This window comes from Arthrobacter sp. NPDC058288 (assembly GCF_042880995.1).
Taxonomy (GTDB): domain Bacteria; phylum Actinomycetota; class Actinomycetes; order Actinomycetales; family Micrococcaceae; genus Arthrobacter.
Window position 1 is genome coordinate 489,217 of record NZ_JBHVYH010000001.1, and the last position, 14,542, is coordinate 503,758.

Sequence of the window (14,542 nt, forward strand, 5' to 3'; positions counted from 1 at the left end):
AGCCAAAAGGAGACCCCGTGACCGATACCCGCTATCTGGTCCACGGGGTCTTTTGGGATGGCGCGCCGCCCGTTTCACCGGGCAGTCCCGGGTCAGGGGAGCGCGACGGCGGCACTCCTGTCATGCGCCTGCAGGACCCTTCCGGCGGCTTCCGTGAGCTCAAGCTCGACGCCGGCAGCCGGCTGGGTTTCCGGCTCGCCGCCGAGGGCAAGTTCTGCCTGGGCCATCACAAGGTGCACGGCCCTGCTGACCGCGACCACGTCCTCTGCCCGGCCAATGCCCTGGCCGTTAGAGGCAACCAGTGCGAGCGCTGCTTCGTGGTCGATGATTCCCGGCTTATCCACGATTTCCATCGCGGGGGAGGTGTCCCGCCGGGGCTTCGCGCCTACCTGATGCAGCAGCACTGGCTGTATGTGGCAACGTTCGCCAACGGTGCCAGCAAGGTAGGTACCGCGTCGAACCTGCGCAAATGGAACCGGCTGGCCGAGCAGGGGGCGGTGGTGGCGAGGTATGTGGCGCGCGCGGACGACGGCAGGGTGGTCCGGATCCTGGAAGACATGCTGACCCGCGACGCCGGGCTCCCGCAGCAGGTACGGTCGGCCGCCAAGGCCGCCGCCCTGGCGGCTCCGGCGCCCGCCGTCGAACTTGATGCGCTGAACCGGCGCCTGGCCGGTGAAGCACGCGGAGTGCTGGTGCGCGCCGGTGGTGAGGGGTTCGAGGTGGTGGACGAACAGTGGGTCCGGCCGGGCCTGGCAGACAGCGCGTGCAGGCCGGCGGCGAGGTATGAGTACCCGCACAGCCTGCGCGCCGGAGCGCACGGATTCCGGATTGCCGCGCTGAGCGGCAGCGTCGCCGTGGCGGCCCTGGAAGGCACCGAGCTGGAGTTCGTGGTGAACCTCGGGCAGCTGAAGGCCCGGAGCGTGGAACTCGGAGACCACCACTCCTCGGATGTTCCGGCCGTGCAGGAATCGTTGTTCTGAGCCGGCACATAGAATGGGACGGTGCTGAACGAATTCTGGGCCACCGCATCCACCTCCTACAAGGTGCTCGTTTTCAGCGCCATGGGCCTGATCGCAGCCGGGATTGTCCTCAACTTGGTGGGCAACACCTCCGGCAACCAGGGCCTCGCCGTCGCTTCATTGCCGGTGATCGGCGGTGGCCTGGTCCTGCACGTCGTGGGGATCATGGTGCGCGGCCAGCAGATCCGGAAGAACCTCAAGCGCTAGCAGCGGCGTTCCGCAGGACGTGGCTCCGGGCGTGCTCCACGGCCGCCGGCAGTGTGCTGAACAGGTGCTTGTGGTGCCGGAGGGAACGGATCACACCCACGTTCGTCACGAGTTCCAGGTGCTCCGGCTGGACCCCCTTCAGCAGGACGGTGATTCCGCGGAGTTCCAGCGCCGAGATGACTTCCACCAGGGCGTGGGCGCCCGTGGCGTCGAGCATGCGCACCTGGGACAAGCGGATGATGGCCACCTGGATGTCCTTTACGTCGCTGATTTCCTGCAGGATCCGTTCCGCCGCCCCGAAAAACATGGCGCCGTCAAGCCTGAAGATGGCGATGTGCGAGTCCCCCTCGGAAGGTGCACCCGTAAGGTCCTCCCGGCGGACACCGCTTAGTGAGGCAAACTTCCGCAGCGTCAGCAGGGCAGCGGCGGCCAGGCCGATCTGGATGGCGATGATCAGGTCGAAGGCCACGGTGATCAGGGCCGTGAGGATGAAGACTGCCGCATCAGAACGTGTGGAACGGAGAATGGCACTGACCGTCTGGGTCGAGACCATCCGCGTGGCCGTGACCATCAGGACTCCGCCCAGCACGGCCAGCGGAATCCGCCCCACCATCCCGGCGGCGAGGTAGATGATGGCCAACAGCACCAGGGCGTGGACCACGGCTGCCAGCCGTGTCTTCGCTCCGGACCGGACGTTGACGGCCGAGCGTGCGATGGCGCCGGTTGCAGGCATTCCGCCGAACAGGCCGGCTGCGATGGACGCCAGTCCCTGTCCGGCCAGTTCGCGGTCCGGGCTGTAACGGCCGCCTGGCCTGCCGTCCGGCCCCACCATTCCGCCCGCCACCCGTGCGGAGAGCAGCGATTCAATCGCCGCCAGCGCAGCGATGGATAGTGCCGGCATCATGAGGTCCCCAAGAGCTGCGGGGTCGATCGACGGCACGGCAGGGGCGGGCAGCGAATGCGGCAACGCGCCGATCCGGGGGATGTCGAGGCGAAGCAGTTCCGCGGCGATGGTGACCAGCAGCACGGCGGTCAGGCTGGCAGGCAGCGACTTATGAACTTTTGGCACCACAAACATGATGGCCGCGACCGCAGCCACCACGGCCAGGGTCTGGATGACGGTGGGAAATGCGGCCCCCGAGGCGGCTTCGATCGCCGCAACGAGGGTGTTGTGGCCCGGGATGCCCGCTGTTCCGGTGGCCAGCGGCACCTGCTGGAGGAAGATGATGGCGGCAATGCCGAGGGTGAATCCTTCCACCACCGGCCAGGGGATGAAAGCAACGGCGCGGCCCAGCCCGCTGATGCCGAGCGCGCAGACAATGAGCCCTGCCATCAGCGAAAGAACAGGGATGCTGCCGGCACCGTGGCTGGCCACCACCGGGGCGAGGACCACCACCATGGCACCGGTGGGGCCGGACACCTGGACGTTGGACCCGCCCATGACGGCCGCCACCAGGCCGGCGACCACTGCGGTGATCAGTCCGGCTTCGGCCCCCACGCCGGAGCTGACGCCGAACGCCAATGCAAGGGGGAGCGCAACGATGCCCACCGTGATGCCGGCGGTGAGGTCCGTCTTCCACGAGGACCGGAGTCCGTCGTAGTCGCGGCGGGAGGGCAGGAATGCCCGCAGAGTCCGCATCCGGCTCACGAGGACGGGCCGGAGAGATGGGCGACCGGCAGTTCCTGCGCCAGGCGGAGCTGCTCGTTGGAATCCGCCAGGGTATCCAGCAGGAACGTCCGGGCAATAGCGAGGAGCTCTGCGATTTTGGGGTGCGCCAGGCGGTAGGTCACGGCGTTCGCGGACCGGACCGAGGTCACCACCCTGTGCCGGCGCAGTGTTGCCAGGTGCTGGGAGAGATGGGAAGCCTCCAGCCCGGTTTCGGCCAGGAGGAAGCTGACCGGCGCTGTTGAGTCGGGGGCCGCTGCAAGCAGTTCGAGGATCCTGATGCGGGCCGGGTGGGCAAGGGCCTTGAAGAGGTTGGCCTTGATTTCGTACAAAGGAGCCTGTGCCGCGGTAAGCATTGGAGACCTGCTGTCGCCTGGTTCACGCAGCAGTCCGGATGTGAGGATGCCACGCGAATTGATGGAATGATGAATTCATCATACCGCTGCCCGGGGTATCCCGCCAGACCCCTGCTTCGCAACAGGCCGTGAACCGCGCTGCCTTCCTCTTCGTAACCGGCCGCTGGCCTGACGGCGGGGGAGCGATAGGCTTGAGGCCATGACTATCAATCCGGATCTGCAGGGCCGTAGCTACCCTGCCGCAGAGGTGTACGACGTTGGCCGCGAGAAGATCCGCGAGTTCGCCAGGGCGGTCAAGGCCACCCATCCCGCGCACTTCGACCTGGAAGCAGCCCGGGCCCTGGGCCACAGCGACCTCGTGGCGCCCCCCACCTTCGCCATCATCATTGCCCAGCGCGCCGATGCCCAGCTGATCGAGGATCCGGAGTCCGGCATTGACTTCTCCCGCGTGGTCCACGCGGACCAGCGCTTTGTCCACCACCGGCCCATCTTCGCCGGTGACCGGCTCGTGGCGGAACTGCACGTGGACGGCGTCCGCGCCATGGGCGGCGGCGCAATGATCACCACACGCTCGGAAATCTTCGCCCTGACCGGCGACGGCGCCGACGCCTCCCGCGAGAGCGTCTCCACCACCACCTCGTCCATCCTGGTCCGCGGAGAGGGACAGTAACCATGAGCACTGCATCCATTGCCCCCGTTTTTTCTGAGCTTGCCGTCGGCCAGGACCTCGGCAGCCGCAGCATCACCGTCACCCGCCAGGACTTGGTGAAATATGCCGGTGCATCCGGCGACTTCAACCCGATCCACTGGAACGAGGCGTTCGCCACCGGTGTCGGCCTGCCCGGCGTCATTGCCCACGGCATGTTCACGATGGGCGCCGCAGTCCAGCTGGTGACCGACTGGGCGGGCGATCCGGCCGCCGTCGTGGATTTCCAGACCCGGTTCACCAAACCGGTCCTGGTCGCCGACACTACCGGCACCGACGAGCCCGGGGCCGTTATCGAGGTCAGCGGCGCCATTGGCGCTCTCGACGCCGAGGCCGGCACCGCCCGCGTGGACCTCACCGTGGTCTCCGCCGGCCAGAAGGTCCTGGTGAAGGCCCAGGCTGTCGTCAGGCTTGCCTGACCACGATGCTCCCGTGACCAAGGACGTCTTCAGACCGTCTGCCGAGATCACGCACTGGCGCAACGCCGTGGTGGTGGCCTACGGGGCAAGCGGACTAGCCTTCTCCACGTGGGTGTCGCGGCTCCCGGCCATCAGGGACGGGCTTGACCTGACCCCAGGCACGGTAGGACTTCTCCTGCTCTGCATGACGGCCGGCTCTTTTCTGTCCGTCTCCGCTTCGGGGCTGATCGTCCTCCGGCTGGGTTCCAAGCGGACCATCCGGATCGGCAGCATCATGGTGGGCGCCGGGCTGCTCCTGGCCGGATTCGGCACCTCGGTGCTGGCGAGCCCGGTGGCGGTTGCCGCCGGCCTGGCGGTCATCGGGCTCGGCACGGCCAGCTGGAACACGGCGTCCAACGTTGAAGGCGCCGCGGTGGAACGCGCCGTGCGCCGGCACATCATGCCCCGGCTGCACGGGTCCTTCAGCCTGGGAACGGTGGCAGGAGCCGGGCTGGGTGCCTGGGCAGCCGGGGCCGGCATCCCCGTGTTCTGGCATCTTGCGGCGGGAGGGCTCGTGGTGGCCGGCTCGGTGGCAACCGCTGCTTCCTGGTTCCGTGCCGACATCACGCCAGTGCACGGGGAACGACCGTTCAAGGCGTCCGGTACGGACACATTCGAGGACCCGTCCACGGGGCCCATTCCGATTGTCCGGCAGACGGACGCGGTTCCGGAACAGCCGCTGGACAACAAGCGCCAGATCGCCCAGGCCTGGCGTGACAAGCGCACGCTGCTGCTGGGCGTGCTGGTGCTTGGCCTTGCCCTCGCCGAAGGTGCGGCAGGCGACTGGGTGGCACTGGCCCTTGCCGACGGCCACGGCCAGACCGACGCCGCCGGAGCAGCGGGCTACGGCCTCTTCGTCACCTTCATGACCATTGGCCGCTTTGCCGGAACGCTGGTCCTGGACCGTTTTGGCAGGGTCCCTGTGATGCGCTGGTGCGCCGCGCTGGCAGTGGCCGGCCTGGGGCTGTTCGTGTTCGCCCCGATGCCGTGGCTGGCGTTCGTGGCGCTGGCCGTCTGGGGCCTGGGCGCTTCGCTGGGATTCCCGGTTGGCATGTCCGCCGCGGCCGACGATCCGGTCAAGGCGGCCGCCCGTGTGTCCGTGGTGTCCACCATCGGATATGGTGCGTTCCTGTGCGGTCCGCCGCTGCTGGGGCTGCTGGCCGAACATGTCGGCATCCTCCACTCCCTCCTTGCCGTGATGGTGATGCTCGTGGTCAGTTTCCTGCTGTCCCCGGTAGCCCGGAAGCTCTCCTGATCCGCTCCGATGCCAATGACCGATAGGCTGGACAGGTGACCCAGACTTTGCTTTCGGACCTGACCACTGCCGCCGTCGGCGGTCCCGCCGGCAACTACATCGAGGCCCGCACGGAAGCGGAAATCATTGACGCCGTCCGCTCAGCGGACGCCGCCGGTGAGAAGCTGCTGATCATCGCGGGCGGGTCCAACCTGCTGATTTCCGACGACGGATACCCCGGCACCGTGCTCCGGATCGCCTCTGAGGGATTCACAGTCAACTCCGAGGATTCCTGCGGCGGAGTGTCCGTGGTGGTCCAGGCGGGGCACAACTGGGATGCCCTGGTGCAGCACGCCGTGCTCCACGCCTGGTCCGGCATCGAAGCGTTGTCCGGCATTCCCGGGTCCACCGGTGCCACGCCGGTGCAGAACGTGGGCGCCTACGGATCGGACGTCTCCCAGACCATTGCCGCTGTCCGGACCTGGGACCGGGAAAAGAATGCTGTCCGCACTTTTACCAATTCCGAGCTGAAGTTCGGCTACCGGGATTCGATCCTCAAGCAGGCAACAGTCCAGGGGTCTCCGCGCTATGTTGTGCTCACGGTCGAGTTCCAGCTGCCGCTGGGCCGGATGAGTGCGCCCATCCGTTATGCCGAGCTGGCGAAGTCCCTGGGCGTCGAGCCCGGGGAAAGGGCCTACTCCAACGACGTCCGCCGTGAGGTCCTGCGGCTCCGTGCCTCCAAGGGCATGGTCCTGGACCCGGAGGACCGTGACACTTTTTCCACGGGATCCTTCTTCACGAACCCGATCGTCTCCGCAGAGGCGGCAGGGAGACTCCCCGAAGCGGCTCCCCGCTACCCGGCCGGGGCGGACGGCCTCGTCAAGCTGTCCGCCGCCTGGCTGATCGACCATGCCGGCTTCGGCAAGGGCTACGGGCTGGAGGACGGGAGTGTCTCCGGCGGACGGGCGTCGCTGTCCACCAAGCACACGCTGGCCATCACCAACCGGGGCGCAGCGAGTGCGGCAGACATGGTGGCCGTGGCGCGCGAGGTGAGGCGCGGCGTCGTCGAGCGCTTCGGCATTGAACTGCACCCGGAGCCGCTGCTGATCGGCGTCGAGCTCTAGCCGCTCCGATGACCCGGCATGCTCCGGCTAGTTCCGGCGCTGCCGCGGGGTGACCTTGCTGAACAGCATGAAGCTGAAACCTGAAGCCGCCGCCCCCAGCAGGAAGACCTGGCAAAAGGCCACGGACTGGGCGCTGGGGCCGTTGCGGAGGACCAGTCCGGCACAGGCGAACACCGCGGCCCCCGCCAGCAGCGCGAAGGCCGCCAGCAGGAAGGCTCTGACGGTGGGCGGCATCTCGCCGCCCGGATCCTGGGCAGCACCGCTGGCGTCATGGTCAATGCCACGCCAGCCGCGGCGCCGGGGCTGCAGCAGGGAGGCTGCAATGAAACTGATGACAGCCAACACCATGCTGACGGCCGAAAAGGACTGCAGGGCCTCCATGGTGGGGGACAGGCTCGTGCCGCCGGCCACCGCGATGGAGAGTCCTGCGGCCATTCCGGCAGCACTTGTGGCCCAGCCCAGCAGGGCAAGGGCCCGGCACAGGGGCCGCAGGTGCGGCCAGAGCTCTCCGACGGTCATCCAACCAGCGTAGGGACCCCGGCTGTAAACCGGCTGGGAGCCTGCCGTGCACTGCCCGTGCAAACTGCCCGGGACTGCCGACCCGGATGGCGGTGCGACCTACGATGGGGGTATGGGAACAGGCTCACGGATCCGGGTCACCCGGCAGGTCATCGGACGGTTGCGCCTCGCCTCGCAGGGGCTGCTGGCGCCGGCGTTCGATTCTCCACAGGACGCCGTGCGGTGGATGACCGCCATGCAGGCCCAGGACCTGCAGGCGGCACTCTGGGCCGTTGGGCTGAGGGTCCGTAACGCCGGCATTGACACCGTCCGGTCTGCCTTGGATGAAGGGCTGGTGGTCCGCTCGTGGCCCATGCGCGGGACGCTTCACCTGCTGGCTCCGGAGGACCTGCGCTGGATTCTGGACATCACGGCCGACCGCCTGCTCCGGGGAATGGGCGGCCGCCACCGGGAACTTGAGATCGATGCCCGCGACGTGGACGCGGCCCGCGAGGCGGCCTTGAAGCTCGTCTCGGGCGGAGGCGCAGCTACGCGCCGGCAGCTCTTTGAGGCTTTTGAAGCCGCGGGCCAGTCCACGGCGGGCCAGCGCGGTATCCACCTGCTGGGGGTTTTGTGCCAGCGGGCCTGGCTGGTGCAGGGGCCGCCGACGGGGAACCAGCAGCTCATCAAGGCGTTCGACGAATGGATTCCGAAATCCCGTGAGCTGGACCGCGCCGAAGGGATCGCGGAACTGGTGCTGCGGTACATGCTCAGCCACGGCCCTGCGACGGAACGTGACTTCGCGTGGTGGTCCAGTACGCCAGTGACGGAGGTGAGGAGTGCGCTTGCCCTGGTGAAGGACCAGCTCGTTGAGCTGGAGTTTGAGGGAGCCAGCTACTGGATGTCGCCGGCCACCGCGGCACTGCTCGACGAGGGCGTCCCCGGCCAGCGCTCCGTGTTGGCCCTGCCGGGCTTCGATGAGTTCCTGCTGGGATACACCGACCGGTCTCTGGTGCTTCCGCCCGAGCACGCCCAGAAGGTGGTTCCTGGTGGCAACGGGATGTTCAAGAAGACAATCGTGGCCGGCGGTGAAGTGGTGGGCACCTGGGCGCGGGAAGGCACCGGCCGCTCGGCCGCCGTCGTACCTGTACCGTTCGACACGGTTAACGGACTGCGGCCTGCAGCCCAAAAGTCATTTGAGCTGCAGGCCGCGAGATACCTGAAATTCCTCGGCTAGAGCGTGCCGGTGGCGATGTTGAGCATGCGTCGCAGCGGCTCGGCTGCTCCCCACAGGAGCTGGTCACCCACGGTGAACGCGCTGATGTATTCCGGGCCCATCTCCATCTTGCGGATGCGGCCCACCGGGATGTCCAGGGTGCCGGAGGCGGCCACGGGGGTAAGGCTCGCCATGGAGTCTTCCTTCGTGTTCGGAATGACCTTGGCCCACTCGTTGTCCTCGGCCAGGAGCTTCTCGATCTCGGCGACGGACAGGTCTTCGCGGAGCTTCAGCGTCAGCGCCTGGGAGTGCGAACGCATGGCGCCAATCCTGATGCACAGGCCGTCCATGATGACGTGGTTCTCGCCAGCGGTGCCAAGGATCTTGTTGGTCTCCACGCCCGCCTTCCACTCTTCCTTGGACTGGCCGTTGCCCAGGTCCGCGTCGATCCAGGGGATCAGGGAGCCGGCCAGCGGGACGCCGAACTGGGTCGCGTCGATGTCGGTGCGCTGGTGTGCCAGGACCTTGCGGTCGATTTCCAGGATGGCCGACGCCGGGTCATCCAGTTCCGAGCTGACCTCGGCGTTGAGGGTGCCGAACTGGCTGAGCAGCTCGCGCATGTGGCGGGCACCGCCGCCGGAGGCAGCCTGGTAGGTCATGGAGGTGCCCCACTCGACGAGGCCGTTCTTGAAGAGGCCGCCGAGGCCCATCAGCATGCAGGACACGGTGCAGTTGCCGCCGATGAAGTCCTTGGTGCCGTTGGCCAGGCCCTTGTCGATGACGTCGCGGTTGATGGGGTCCAGCACGATGATCGAGTCGTCGTTCATGCGTAAGGTTGAGGCGGCGTCGATCCAGAGTCCGTCCCAGCCGCGGCTGCGCAGCTCGCCATGGACCTGCTTGGTGTAGTCGCCGCCCTGGGCAGTGACGATAATCGGCAGCTTGGCCAGGGTGTCGACGTCGAACGCGTCCTCGAGCTTGCCGGCGCCTTCTGCAAACGAAGGCGCGGCACCTCCGGCGTTGGAGGTGGAGAAGAACACCGGGTTGATGCTGGCGAAGTCGCCTTCGTCCTGCATGCGCTGCATCAGGACGGAGCCGACCATGCCGCGCCATCCGACCAGGCCGACGGAGGGGGTAGCTGCTGTAGTCATTCGACCAGTTTAGACTTCGGAACCGGCACGGCGCAGTCGGTTACGTCACGCATGGAATGCACTGCCTGCGGAGGGGCGCTGCCTTGCCCTTTTTGAAGTAGGAGGCCCAGGCTAAGGGAACGAACCGCCCAAGCCGCTACTCGGCGTCGTGCTGTTCGAGCACTGCCGCCTTGCGGAGGCGCAGCGCGTAGACGGCGCCGAAGGCAAACGCCTGCGTGACCACCACCAGCACGATCGCGCCGGCGATCTTGTTGCCGCCCAGGATCATGGTCAGTCCCACGATCGCGGAGAGGAGTGCCAGCAGCGGGAGGAGCATGTAGCCCAGGACAAAAAGGGTTTCCGGCTTCTTCAGCATGCTCCTAGGCCTCCGTCCGGCGCCACATGGTGAACCGGTACCGGGTTCCCGTGGCGGACGTCAGCCAGCCGGTGGCCGGCTCGCTTACGGCCAGCTTCCACTCGTAGCCGAGCTCGGGTGCGTAGGTGTCGCCGTCGGTCTCTGAATCGATGAATGTCACCACCGCGACGTCGGCGATGTCCAGGGTCTGCGCGAAGATTTCCCCGCCGCCCAGCACCCACACGGTTTCGTGGCCGGGGGCGAACTGTGATTCCAGCAGGGCGTCGTCGAGCGACTTGACCGCGATGGCGCCCTGACCCTCGGGAGTGTCTCCCCAGCCTTCCTGGCGCGTCACCACAATGTTGGTGCGCCCGGGCAGCGGACGGTACTTGTCCGGGAAGGAAAGCCAGGTTTTGCGCCCCATGATCACCGGGTGCCCGGTGGTGAGCCGGGTGAAGTGCTTCATGTCCTCGGGCAGGTGCCACGGCATGTCGCCGTCCTTGCCGATAACGCCCGCCGTGGTCTGGGCCCAGACGAGCCCCACCCCGGTGGTGGCGTCGGCGATTTTTTCAGTGAAGGCCAGGGGATCCATGGCGTTGTCGGTGCTCATACTGCGATCGGCGCCTTAATCGTAGGGTGGTGCTGGTAGCCGACCACTTCAAAGTCGTCCAGCGTGTAGTCAAAAATGGAGTCCGGCTTGCGGAGGATCTTCAGCTGCGGGTATTCGTACGGCTCCCGCTTCAGCTGCTTGAGTACCTGGTCCATGTGGTTGTCGTAAATGTGCACGTCGCCGCCGGTCCAGACGAACTCGCCCGGCTCCAGGCCCACCTGCTGGGCCAGCATGCATGTCAGCAGCGCATAGGAGGCGATGTTGAACGGGACGCCCAGGAAGGTGTCCGCCGAACGCTGGTATAGCTGGCAGGACAGTTTGCCGTCCGCAACATAGAACTGGAAGAACGCGTGGCACGGCGGCAGGGCCATGTCCTGGAGCTCGGCCACGTTCCAGGCGGAGACGATGTGCCGGCGCGAGTCCGGGTTGGACTTGAGGTTCTCCACCAGCTCCGCGATCTGGTCGATGTGGCCGCCGTCGGGCGTTGGCCAGCTGCGCCACTGCACACCGTACACGGGACCCAGTTCGCCGTCGGCATCGGCCCATTCGTTCCAGATGGTGACGCCCTGGTCCTGCATCCACTTCACATTGGTTTCGCCGCGCAGGAACCATAGAAGTTCAACTGCCACCGACTTGAAATGAACGCGCTTGGTGGTGATCAGCGGAAAGCTTTGGCTGAGGTCAAAGCGCATCTGCCGCCCGAACACGCTGAGCGTGCCGGTGCCGGTGCGGTCAGATTTGTGCGTGCCGTTGGCAAGGACGTCACGCAGGAGGTCTTCATAGGGCGTTGGAATGCTCACGGTCCCAGTCTACTGAGGATGGCCAAGCCGGAGGCGCAGTATGTCCTGGAGCGTGCCGTCGTCCAGGCCCGCGGCGCGGCCTTCAGCGATGTAACGGTCGACGGCGGCAGCCAGGTCCGCGGGCACGGAGCCGCCCGCCGGGCGGACGGAGTCGGGCATGCCGACGACGACGGTCCCGTTGCGCCGCCGTGTTTCAATCAGGCCCGCCTGCTCGAGTTCCTTGTAGGCGCGTGCCACCGTCCCGGCTGCGATGCCCAGGTCCGCCGCGAGGCTGCGGACAGTAGGCAGGCGGGTTCCGGCGGCCAGCGAGCCAACGGCGATCAACGAGGAGATCTGGGTTCGGATCTGCTCATAGGGCGGCACGGCCGACCGCAGGTCAACTGCGATCCCCGCCGTCATGTGACGGGGTCCCTGCGGGGCAGGGGAGCGGACCGGGAACGGGAGCCTGCGAAGGTCCGCACCGGCACCAGGGCCGTGACTATCGCCGCGCAGGCCAGGAGCGAGCCTGCAAGGGACGCAGGCCACCACGGGATGGACGGCAGGAACGCCACCCCGAAGACAGCGGCCCAGGCCTGGCTGTTCATCAGCAGCACCATCGCTGCCTGTGCCATGAACATGGCCGAAAGCGTCCGGGCCATACGATGCAGGGTGATGGCACGCAGCGCAGCGTCGAGCCCGGCGGGATCGGCCGGTATGCCGTGCCGGAGGCGGGCTGCCAGGAAAGCCGGAAGCGCCAGCACCACCCCGGCGGCGCTGAAGACGGCGGCAGGGACCCACCCGCCGTCCCTGCCAATCACAGAGTTCCCGGCGGCTGAGACCACGAGAATTGTGACGAAGGCCAGCAGCGCGAGGATGAGCGTGGTGAGCAGCGCTGGCCCCACCGGCTGCTGCGGCCAGGTCCGCGGTTCATCGGGAGTCGTGTAGTTTCGCTGCAGCAGGAGCTCGCCGGCCGCGAGGACCAGAAGGACCAGCCCCGCCACCAGCGTTACGAAAAGCGCCGGACCAGCAGGGCCCGCGGCAACGATCGCCGGAACCAGGAACACTCCCACGAGCACCGGCAGGGCTGCGGCGACGCCGAGGCCGGCACCGATGGAAACCACGAGTCTGGTCGCCGGGTGCGGCCCGGCATCGAGGGGGCCGTGCTTAGAATCCCGGAGGGCGGCCGCTGTTGCGGGTCCCGTCAGTTTCGGCGGCGCCCAGACCAGCATGGCCAGCAGAACCGCCATGCCCGCAAAGGCGGCAAAATTAGTCCACGACGTGCTGCCCGCAGCCGGATCCGGCCGGGCCACATAGTTACCGGCGATGACGGCGAGGCCTGACGCCACCGTGGCGACTGTCCGCAGGAGCCTGTTCATAGCGATGGTCCGAAGCAGCGAGTTGTCCTGGTCCGATAGCTGCTCGAGTTGCCGGCGACGGCCGATCAGCAGGAGCACCAGCCAGGTGCCCGCAGCCAGGATAACCAGCGCGCCTCCCAGCCAGCCGGCCAGCTCAATCCCGGGGATGCGCCCGTCCCCGCCGAAGGTCCGATAGCCCTGCGGATCCTCCCGGACCGACCCGTACGGCAGCGGTTCGTATGCCGGGAGCGTGGCGGTCCATGCGATGAACGCGGCTGCGCCCGTGAAAATGGCCAGCGTTGTCCAGGCCAGCGGCCGAGGCAGGAAATCGCTGATTTTCCGGACATGGAGGCTGGCCTTGCGGCGGGGGCGCCGCGGCCGCGGATAGCTGACCTGGCCCAGCGCGTGGACCCCGATAGTGCCCAGGATGGGCCAGGCCAGTGCCGGGATGATGGTGTCCGGAGTGACGAGGAAGGGACCGAGGGCAGGGGTGTTGGTCCTGCCTGCGGGGATGATCCCGATGTTTGCGGCCCCCTGGAGGGAGCTTGCCATCCAGCCAATGACGCCCACCCAGAGCGCGTGCTGCGAAACGGTTTCGGGTGAGGCGCCCATCCTGGGTTCCCACACCACCCACCTCAGGATGAGGTAGAGAACGACGGCGGCGACCAGCGGTCCCAGCAGCAGCATTGGCGGTAGTTCGAATTGGACCGGCATAATCCCCCCAGATTTTGCATCAATGTACTGAGTATTTGATACAAAGAGGTCCGGGTCAAGCCGGTGGGTTGCCTGCACTTTAGGGAGGCCGGGCCGGCCGTCCGTTTTAGTCGTCGAAAGGCCGGAACTGTTCCACGGCGACAATCTTGTGGTTGCTGCCGCGGGCCACGTGGCACACGATGATCTCGCCCGGCGCCAGGTAGGGGTCGGAGGAGGGCAGCAGGGCGCGGAGCCGGCCGTTCATGTGCTCACCCAGCTGCGAGATCACCGTGGGCAGGGCTGGCCGGTGGGTGCACAAGGCGATCGCGCGTTGCTTGTCGAAGAGAGCTTCCACAACGGCTGCGGTCTTCTTCGGACTCCGGGCATGGCGGTGTTCCGTCAGCGCGTCATGCAGTTTTACCTTCGCATCGGCGGACTTCGCGTACGGCGCTATGGTGGCCACGCAGCGCTGCCACGGGCTCGAGTGCACGCGAAGCGGCTTCCACACGTGCAGCAGCCGGCGGACAGCCTGGGCCTGCCGCAATCCTGTGGCCGCGAGCGGACGGTCCCCTTCCGCCTTGGTCCAGGAGGAGCGGGGCTTGGCTTTGGCATGGCGGACCACCAGCAACGGCCATGTGTCCAACTCCTTGCGTGCGTGGGCTGCCACCAGATGCTCAAGGGGCGCGATGTCACCGGGGTTGCTCAGCAGGGTGGCGGCCTTTTCCGGTGAACACCACATCACGCTGTCCACTTCCTTGCCGTCCGGACGCAGGGTGGCGCCGTCCACGTCCACGGCCCAGTAATGGACTACCTTCAGGCCGGCGGACACATGGTAGTGGATCGGAGGAAGGGGGATGCCCAGGGTGGCCTTGAGCCCGATCTCCTCTTCGATCTCACGGACGGCGCACTCCGGAACGGTCTCGCCGGCGTCGATCTTTCCTTTGGGCCACGACCAGTCGTCATAGCTTGGACGGTGGATCAGCAGGACTTCAAGCTTGTCCTTGTTGACGCGCCACGGCAGGGCGCCCGCAGCGGTGACCGCGACCGGTTCCCCGGGATGGTCTGTCTGGTCCGCGATAAGCGAATCGTTCGCCGACTCATTGTTGGCGTCGCTTTTCGCATCACTCTTCGAGGCCAGG

At 67.1% G+C, this 14,542-nt stretch carries 17 protein-coding genes; 7 read left to right on the forward strand and 10 right to left on the reverse strand.

Annotation, left to right across the window (positions count from 1 at the left end; genetic code table 11):
• Nucleotides 1-17: 17 nt before the first annotated feature.
• Complete coding sequence (locus ACFVWT_RS02245; RefSeq protein WP_390244864.1) at nucleotides 18-980, forward strand: DUF2797 domain-containing protein; 963 nt, start codon at nucleotides 18-20, stop codon at nucleotides 978-980.
• A gap of 21 nt (nucleotides 981-1,001) precedes the next feature.
• Nucleotides 1,002-1,226, forward strand: a complete 225-nt coding sequence (locus tag ACFVWT_RS02250) for a DUF3188 domain-containing protein (protein WP_390244866.1) — start codon at nucleotides 1,002-1,004, stop codon at nucleotides 1,224-1,226.
• Here the strand turns inward: ACFVWT_RS02250 and ACFVWT_RS02255 are convergent.
• Complete coding sequence (locus ACFVWT_RS02255; RefSeq protein ID WP_390244868.1) at nucleotides 1,216-2,865, reverse strand: SulP family inorganic anion transporter; 1,650 nt, start codon at nucleotides 2,863-2,865, stop codon at nucleotides 1,216-1,218. The genes ACFVWT_RS02250 and ACFVWT_RS02255 overlap by 11 nt on opposite strands.
• 5 nt (nucleotides 2,866-2,870) lie before the next feature.
• Nucleotides 2,871-3,248: an ArsR/SmtB family transcription factor gene (locus ACFVWT_RS02260; RefSeq protein ID WP_390244870.1), complete on the reverse strand. Its 378-nt coding sequence runs from the start codon at nucleotides 3,246-3,248 to the stop codon at nucleotides 2,871-2,873.
• Between the two features lie 199 nt (nucleotides 3,249-3,447).
• Here ACFVWT_RS02260 and ACFVWT_RS02265 point away from each other — a divergent pair, with 199 nt between their 5' ends.
• The 4 genes from ACFVWT_RS02265 to ACFVWT_RS02280 are packed head-to-tail and all read left to right on the forward strand — an operon-like array spanning nucleotide 3,448 to nucleotide 6,770.
• Nucleotides 3,448-3,918: a MaoC family dehydratase N-terminal domain-containing protein gene (locus ACFVWT_RS02265; RefSeq protein ID WP_390244872.1), complete on the forward strand. Its 471-nt coding sequence runs from the start codon at nucleotides 3,448-3,450 to the stop codon at nucleotides 3,916-3,918.
• Between the two features lie 2 nt (nucleotides 3,919-3,920).
• On the forward strand, nucleotides 3,921-4,373 hold the full coding sequence (locus ACFVWT_RS02270) for a MaoC family dehydratase (protein WP_245199052.1): 453 nt from the start codon (nucleotides 3,921-3,923) through the stop codon (nucleotides 4,371-4,373).
• Nucleotides 4,374-4,386: 13 nt separating this feature from the next.
• Nucleotides 4,387-5,667 (forward strand): MFS transporter, encoded by a 1,281-nt coding sequence (locus ACFVWT_RS02275; protein ID WP_390244874.1) that lies wholly within the window; start codon nucleotides 4,387-4,389, stop codon nucleotides 5,665-5,667.
• A 35-nt stretch (nucleotides 5,668-5,702) separates the two neighbouring features.
• Nucleotides 5,703-6,770 (forward strand): UDP-N-acetylmuramate dehydrogenase, encoded by a 1,068-nt coding sequence (locus tag ACFVWT_RS02280; protein ID WP_390244876.1) that lies wholly within the window; start codon nucleotides 5,703-5,705, stop codon nucleotides 6,768-6,770.
• 27 nt (nucleotides 6,771-6,797) lie between these two features.
• Here the strand turns inward: ACFVWT_RS02280 and ACFVWT_RS02285 are convergent, their stop codons facing one another.
• Complete coding sequence (locus ACFVWT_RS02285; protein WP_390244878.1) at nucleotides 6,798-7,289, reverse strand: hypothetical protein; 492 nt, start codon at nucleotides 7,287-7,289, stop codon at nucleotides 6,798-6,800.
• Nucleotides 7,290-7,401: 112 nt separating this feature from the next.
• On the opposite strand from ACFVWT_RS02285, the gene ACFVWT_RS02290 reads away from it, so the two are divergent.
• On the forward strand, nucleotides 7,402-8,505 hold the full coding sequence (locus ACFVWT_RS02290) for a winged helix DNA-binding domain-containing protein (RefSeq protein ID WP_390244880.1): 1,104 nt from the start codon (nucleotides 7,402-7,404) through the stop codon (nucleotides 8,503-8,505).
• Here ACFVWT_RS02290 and asd read toward each other — a convergent pair.
• The 7 genes from asd to ACFVWT_RS02325 all read right to left on the reverse strand — a co-directional run bounded on the left by asd (nucleotide 8,502) and on the right by ACFVWT_RS02325 (nucleotide 14,481).
• Entirely contained in the window at nucleotides 8,502-9,632 is a 1,131-nt protein-coding gene (gene asd, locus ACFVWT_RS02295) for an aspartate-semialdehyde dehydrogenase (RefSeq protein ID WP_390244882.1), read from the reverse strand. The genes ACFVWT_RS02290 and asd overlap by 4 nt on opposite strands.
• A gap of 136 nt (nucleotides 9,633-9,768) precedes the next feature.
• Nucleotides 9,769-9,987, reverse strand: coding sequence for an NF038396 family protein (locus tag ACFVWT_RS02300; RefSeq protein WP_104171996.1), 219 nt, complete (start codon nucleotides 9,985-9,987; stop codon nucleotides 9,769-9,771).
• 4 nt (nucleotides 9,988-9,991) lie between these two features.
• Complete coding sequence (locus tag ACFVWT_RS02305) at nucleotides 9,992-10,576, reverse strand: dihydrofolate reductase (RefSeq protein ID WP_390244884.1); 585 nt, start codon at nucleotides 10,574-10,576, stop codon at nucleotides 9,992-9,994.
• Nucleotides 10,573-11,376 (reverse strand): thymidylate synthase, encoded by an 804-nt coding sequence (locus ACFVWT_RS02310; protein WP_011692849.1) that lies wholly within the window; start codon nucleotides 11,374-11,376, stop codon nucleotides 10,573-10,575. The genes ACFVWT_RS02305 and ACFVWT_RS02310 overlap by 4 nt, the downstream gene beginning before the upstream one ends.
• A gap of 9 nt (nucleotides 11,377-11,385) precedes the next feature.
• Nucleotides 11,386-11,775: a GntR family transcriptional regulator gene (locus ACFVWT_RS02315; protein WP_390244887.1), complete on the reverse strand. Its 390-nt coding sequence runs from the start codon at nucleotides 11,773-11,775 to the stop codon at nucleotides 11,386-11,388.
• Complete coding sequence (locus ACFVWT_RS02320) at nucleotides 11,772-13,397, reverse strand: hypothetical protein (RefSeq protein WP_390244889.1); 1,626 nt, start codon at nucleotides 13,395-13,397, stop codon at nucleotides 11,772-11,774. Before ACFVWT_RS02320 ends, ACFVWT_RS02315 begins: the two co-directional genes overlap by 4 nt.
• 133 nt (nucleotides 13,398-13,530) lie before the next feature.
• Nucleotides 13,531-14,481 (reverse strand): NUDIX domain-containing protein, encoded by a 951-nt coding sequence (locus ACFVWT_RS02325; RefSeq protein WP_390247043.1) that lies wholly within the window; start codon nucleotides 14,479-14,481, stop codon nucleotides 13,531-13,533.
• Nucleotides 14,482-14,542: the final 61 nt, after the last annotated feature.

Excerpts from the sequence above, each read along its gene's own strand:
- ACFVWT_RS02255 (WP_390244868.1), bottom strand. The coding sequence starts at position 2,865 with ATGCGGACTCTGCGGGCATTCCTGCCCTCCCGCCGCGACTACGACGGA.
- ACFVWT_RS02260 (WP_390244870.1), bottom strand. The coding sequence starts at position 3,248 with ATGCTTACCGCGGCACAGGCTCCTTTGTACGAAATCAAGGCCAACCTC.
- ACFVWT_RS02265 (WP_390244872.1), top strand. The coding sequence starts at position 3,448 with ATGACTATCAATCCGGATCTGCAGGGCCGTAGCTACCCTGCCGCAGAG.
- ACFVWT_RS02270 (WP_245199052.1), top strand. The coding sequence starts at position 3,921 with ATGAGCACTGCATCCATTGCCCCCGTTTTTTCTGAGCTTGCCGTCGGC.
- ACFVWT_RS02285 (WP_390244878.1), bottom strand. The coding sequence starts at position 7,289 with ATGACCGTCGGAGAGCTCTGGCCGCACCTGCGGCCCCTGTGCCGGGCC.
- ACFVWT_RS02290 (WP_390244880.1), top strand. The coding sequence starts at position 7,402 with ATGGGAACAGGCTCACGGATCCGGGTCACCCGGCAGGTCATCGGACGG.
- asd (WP_390244882.1), bottom strand. The coding sequence starts at position 9,632 with ATGACTACAGCAGCTACCCCCTCCGTCGGCCTGGTCGGATGGCGCGGC.
- ACFVWT_RS02300 (WP_104171996.1), bottom strand. The coding sequence starts at position 9,987 with ATGCTGAAGAAGCCGGAAACCCTTTTTGTCCTGGGCTACATGCTCCTC.
- ACFVWT_RS02305 (WP_390244884.1), bottom strand. The coding sequence starts at position 10,576 with ATGAGCACCGACAACGCCATGGATCCCCTGGCCTTCACTGAAAAAATC.
- ACFVWT_RS02315 (WP_390244887.1), bottom strand. The coding sequence starts at position 11,775 with ATGACGGCGGGGATCGCAGTTGACCTGCGGTCGGCCGTGCCGCCCTAT.
- ACFVWT_RS02320 (WP_390244889.1), bottom strand. The coding sequence starts at position 13,397 with ATGCTGCTGCTGGGACCGCTGGTCGCCGCCGTCGTTCTCTACCTCATC.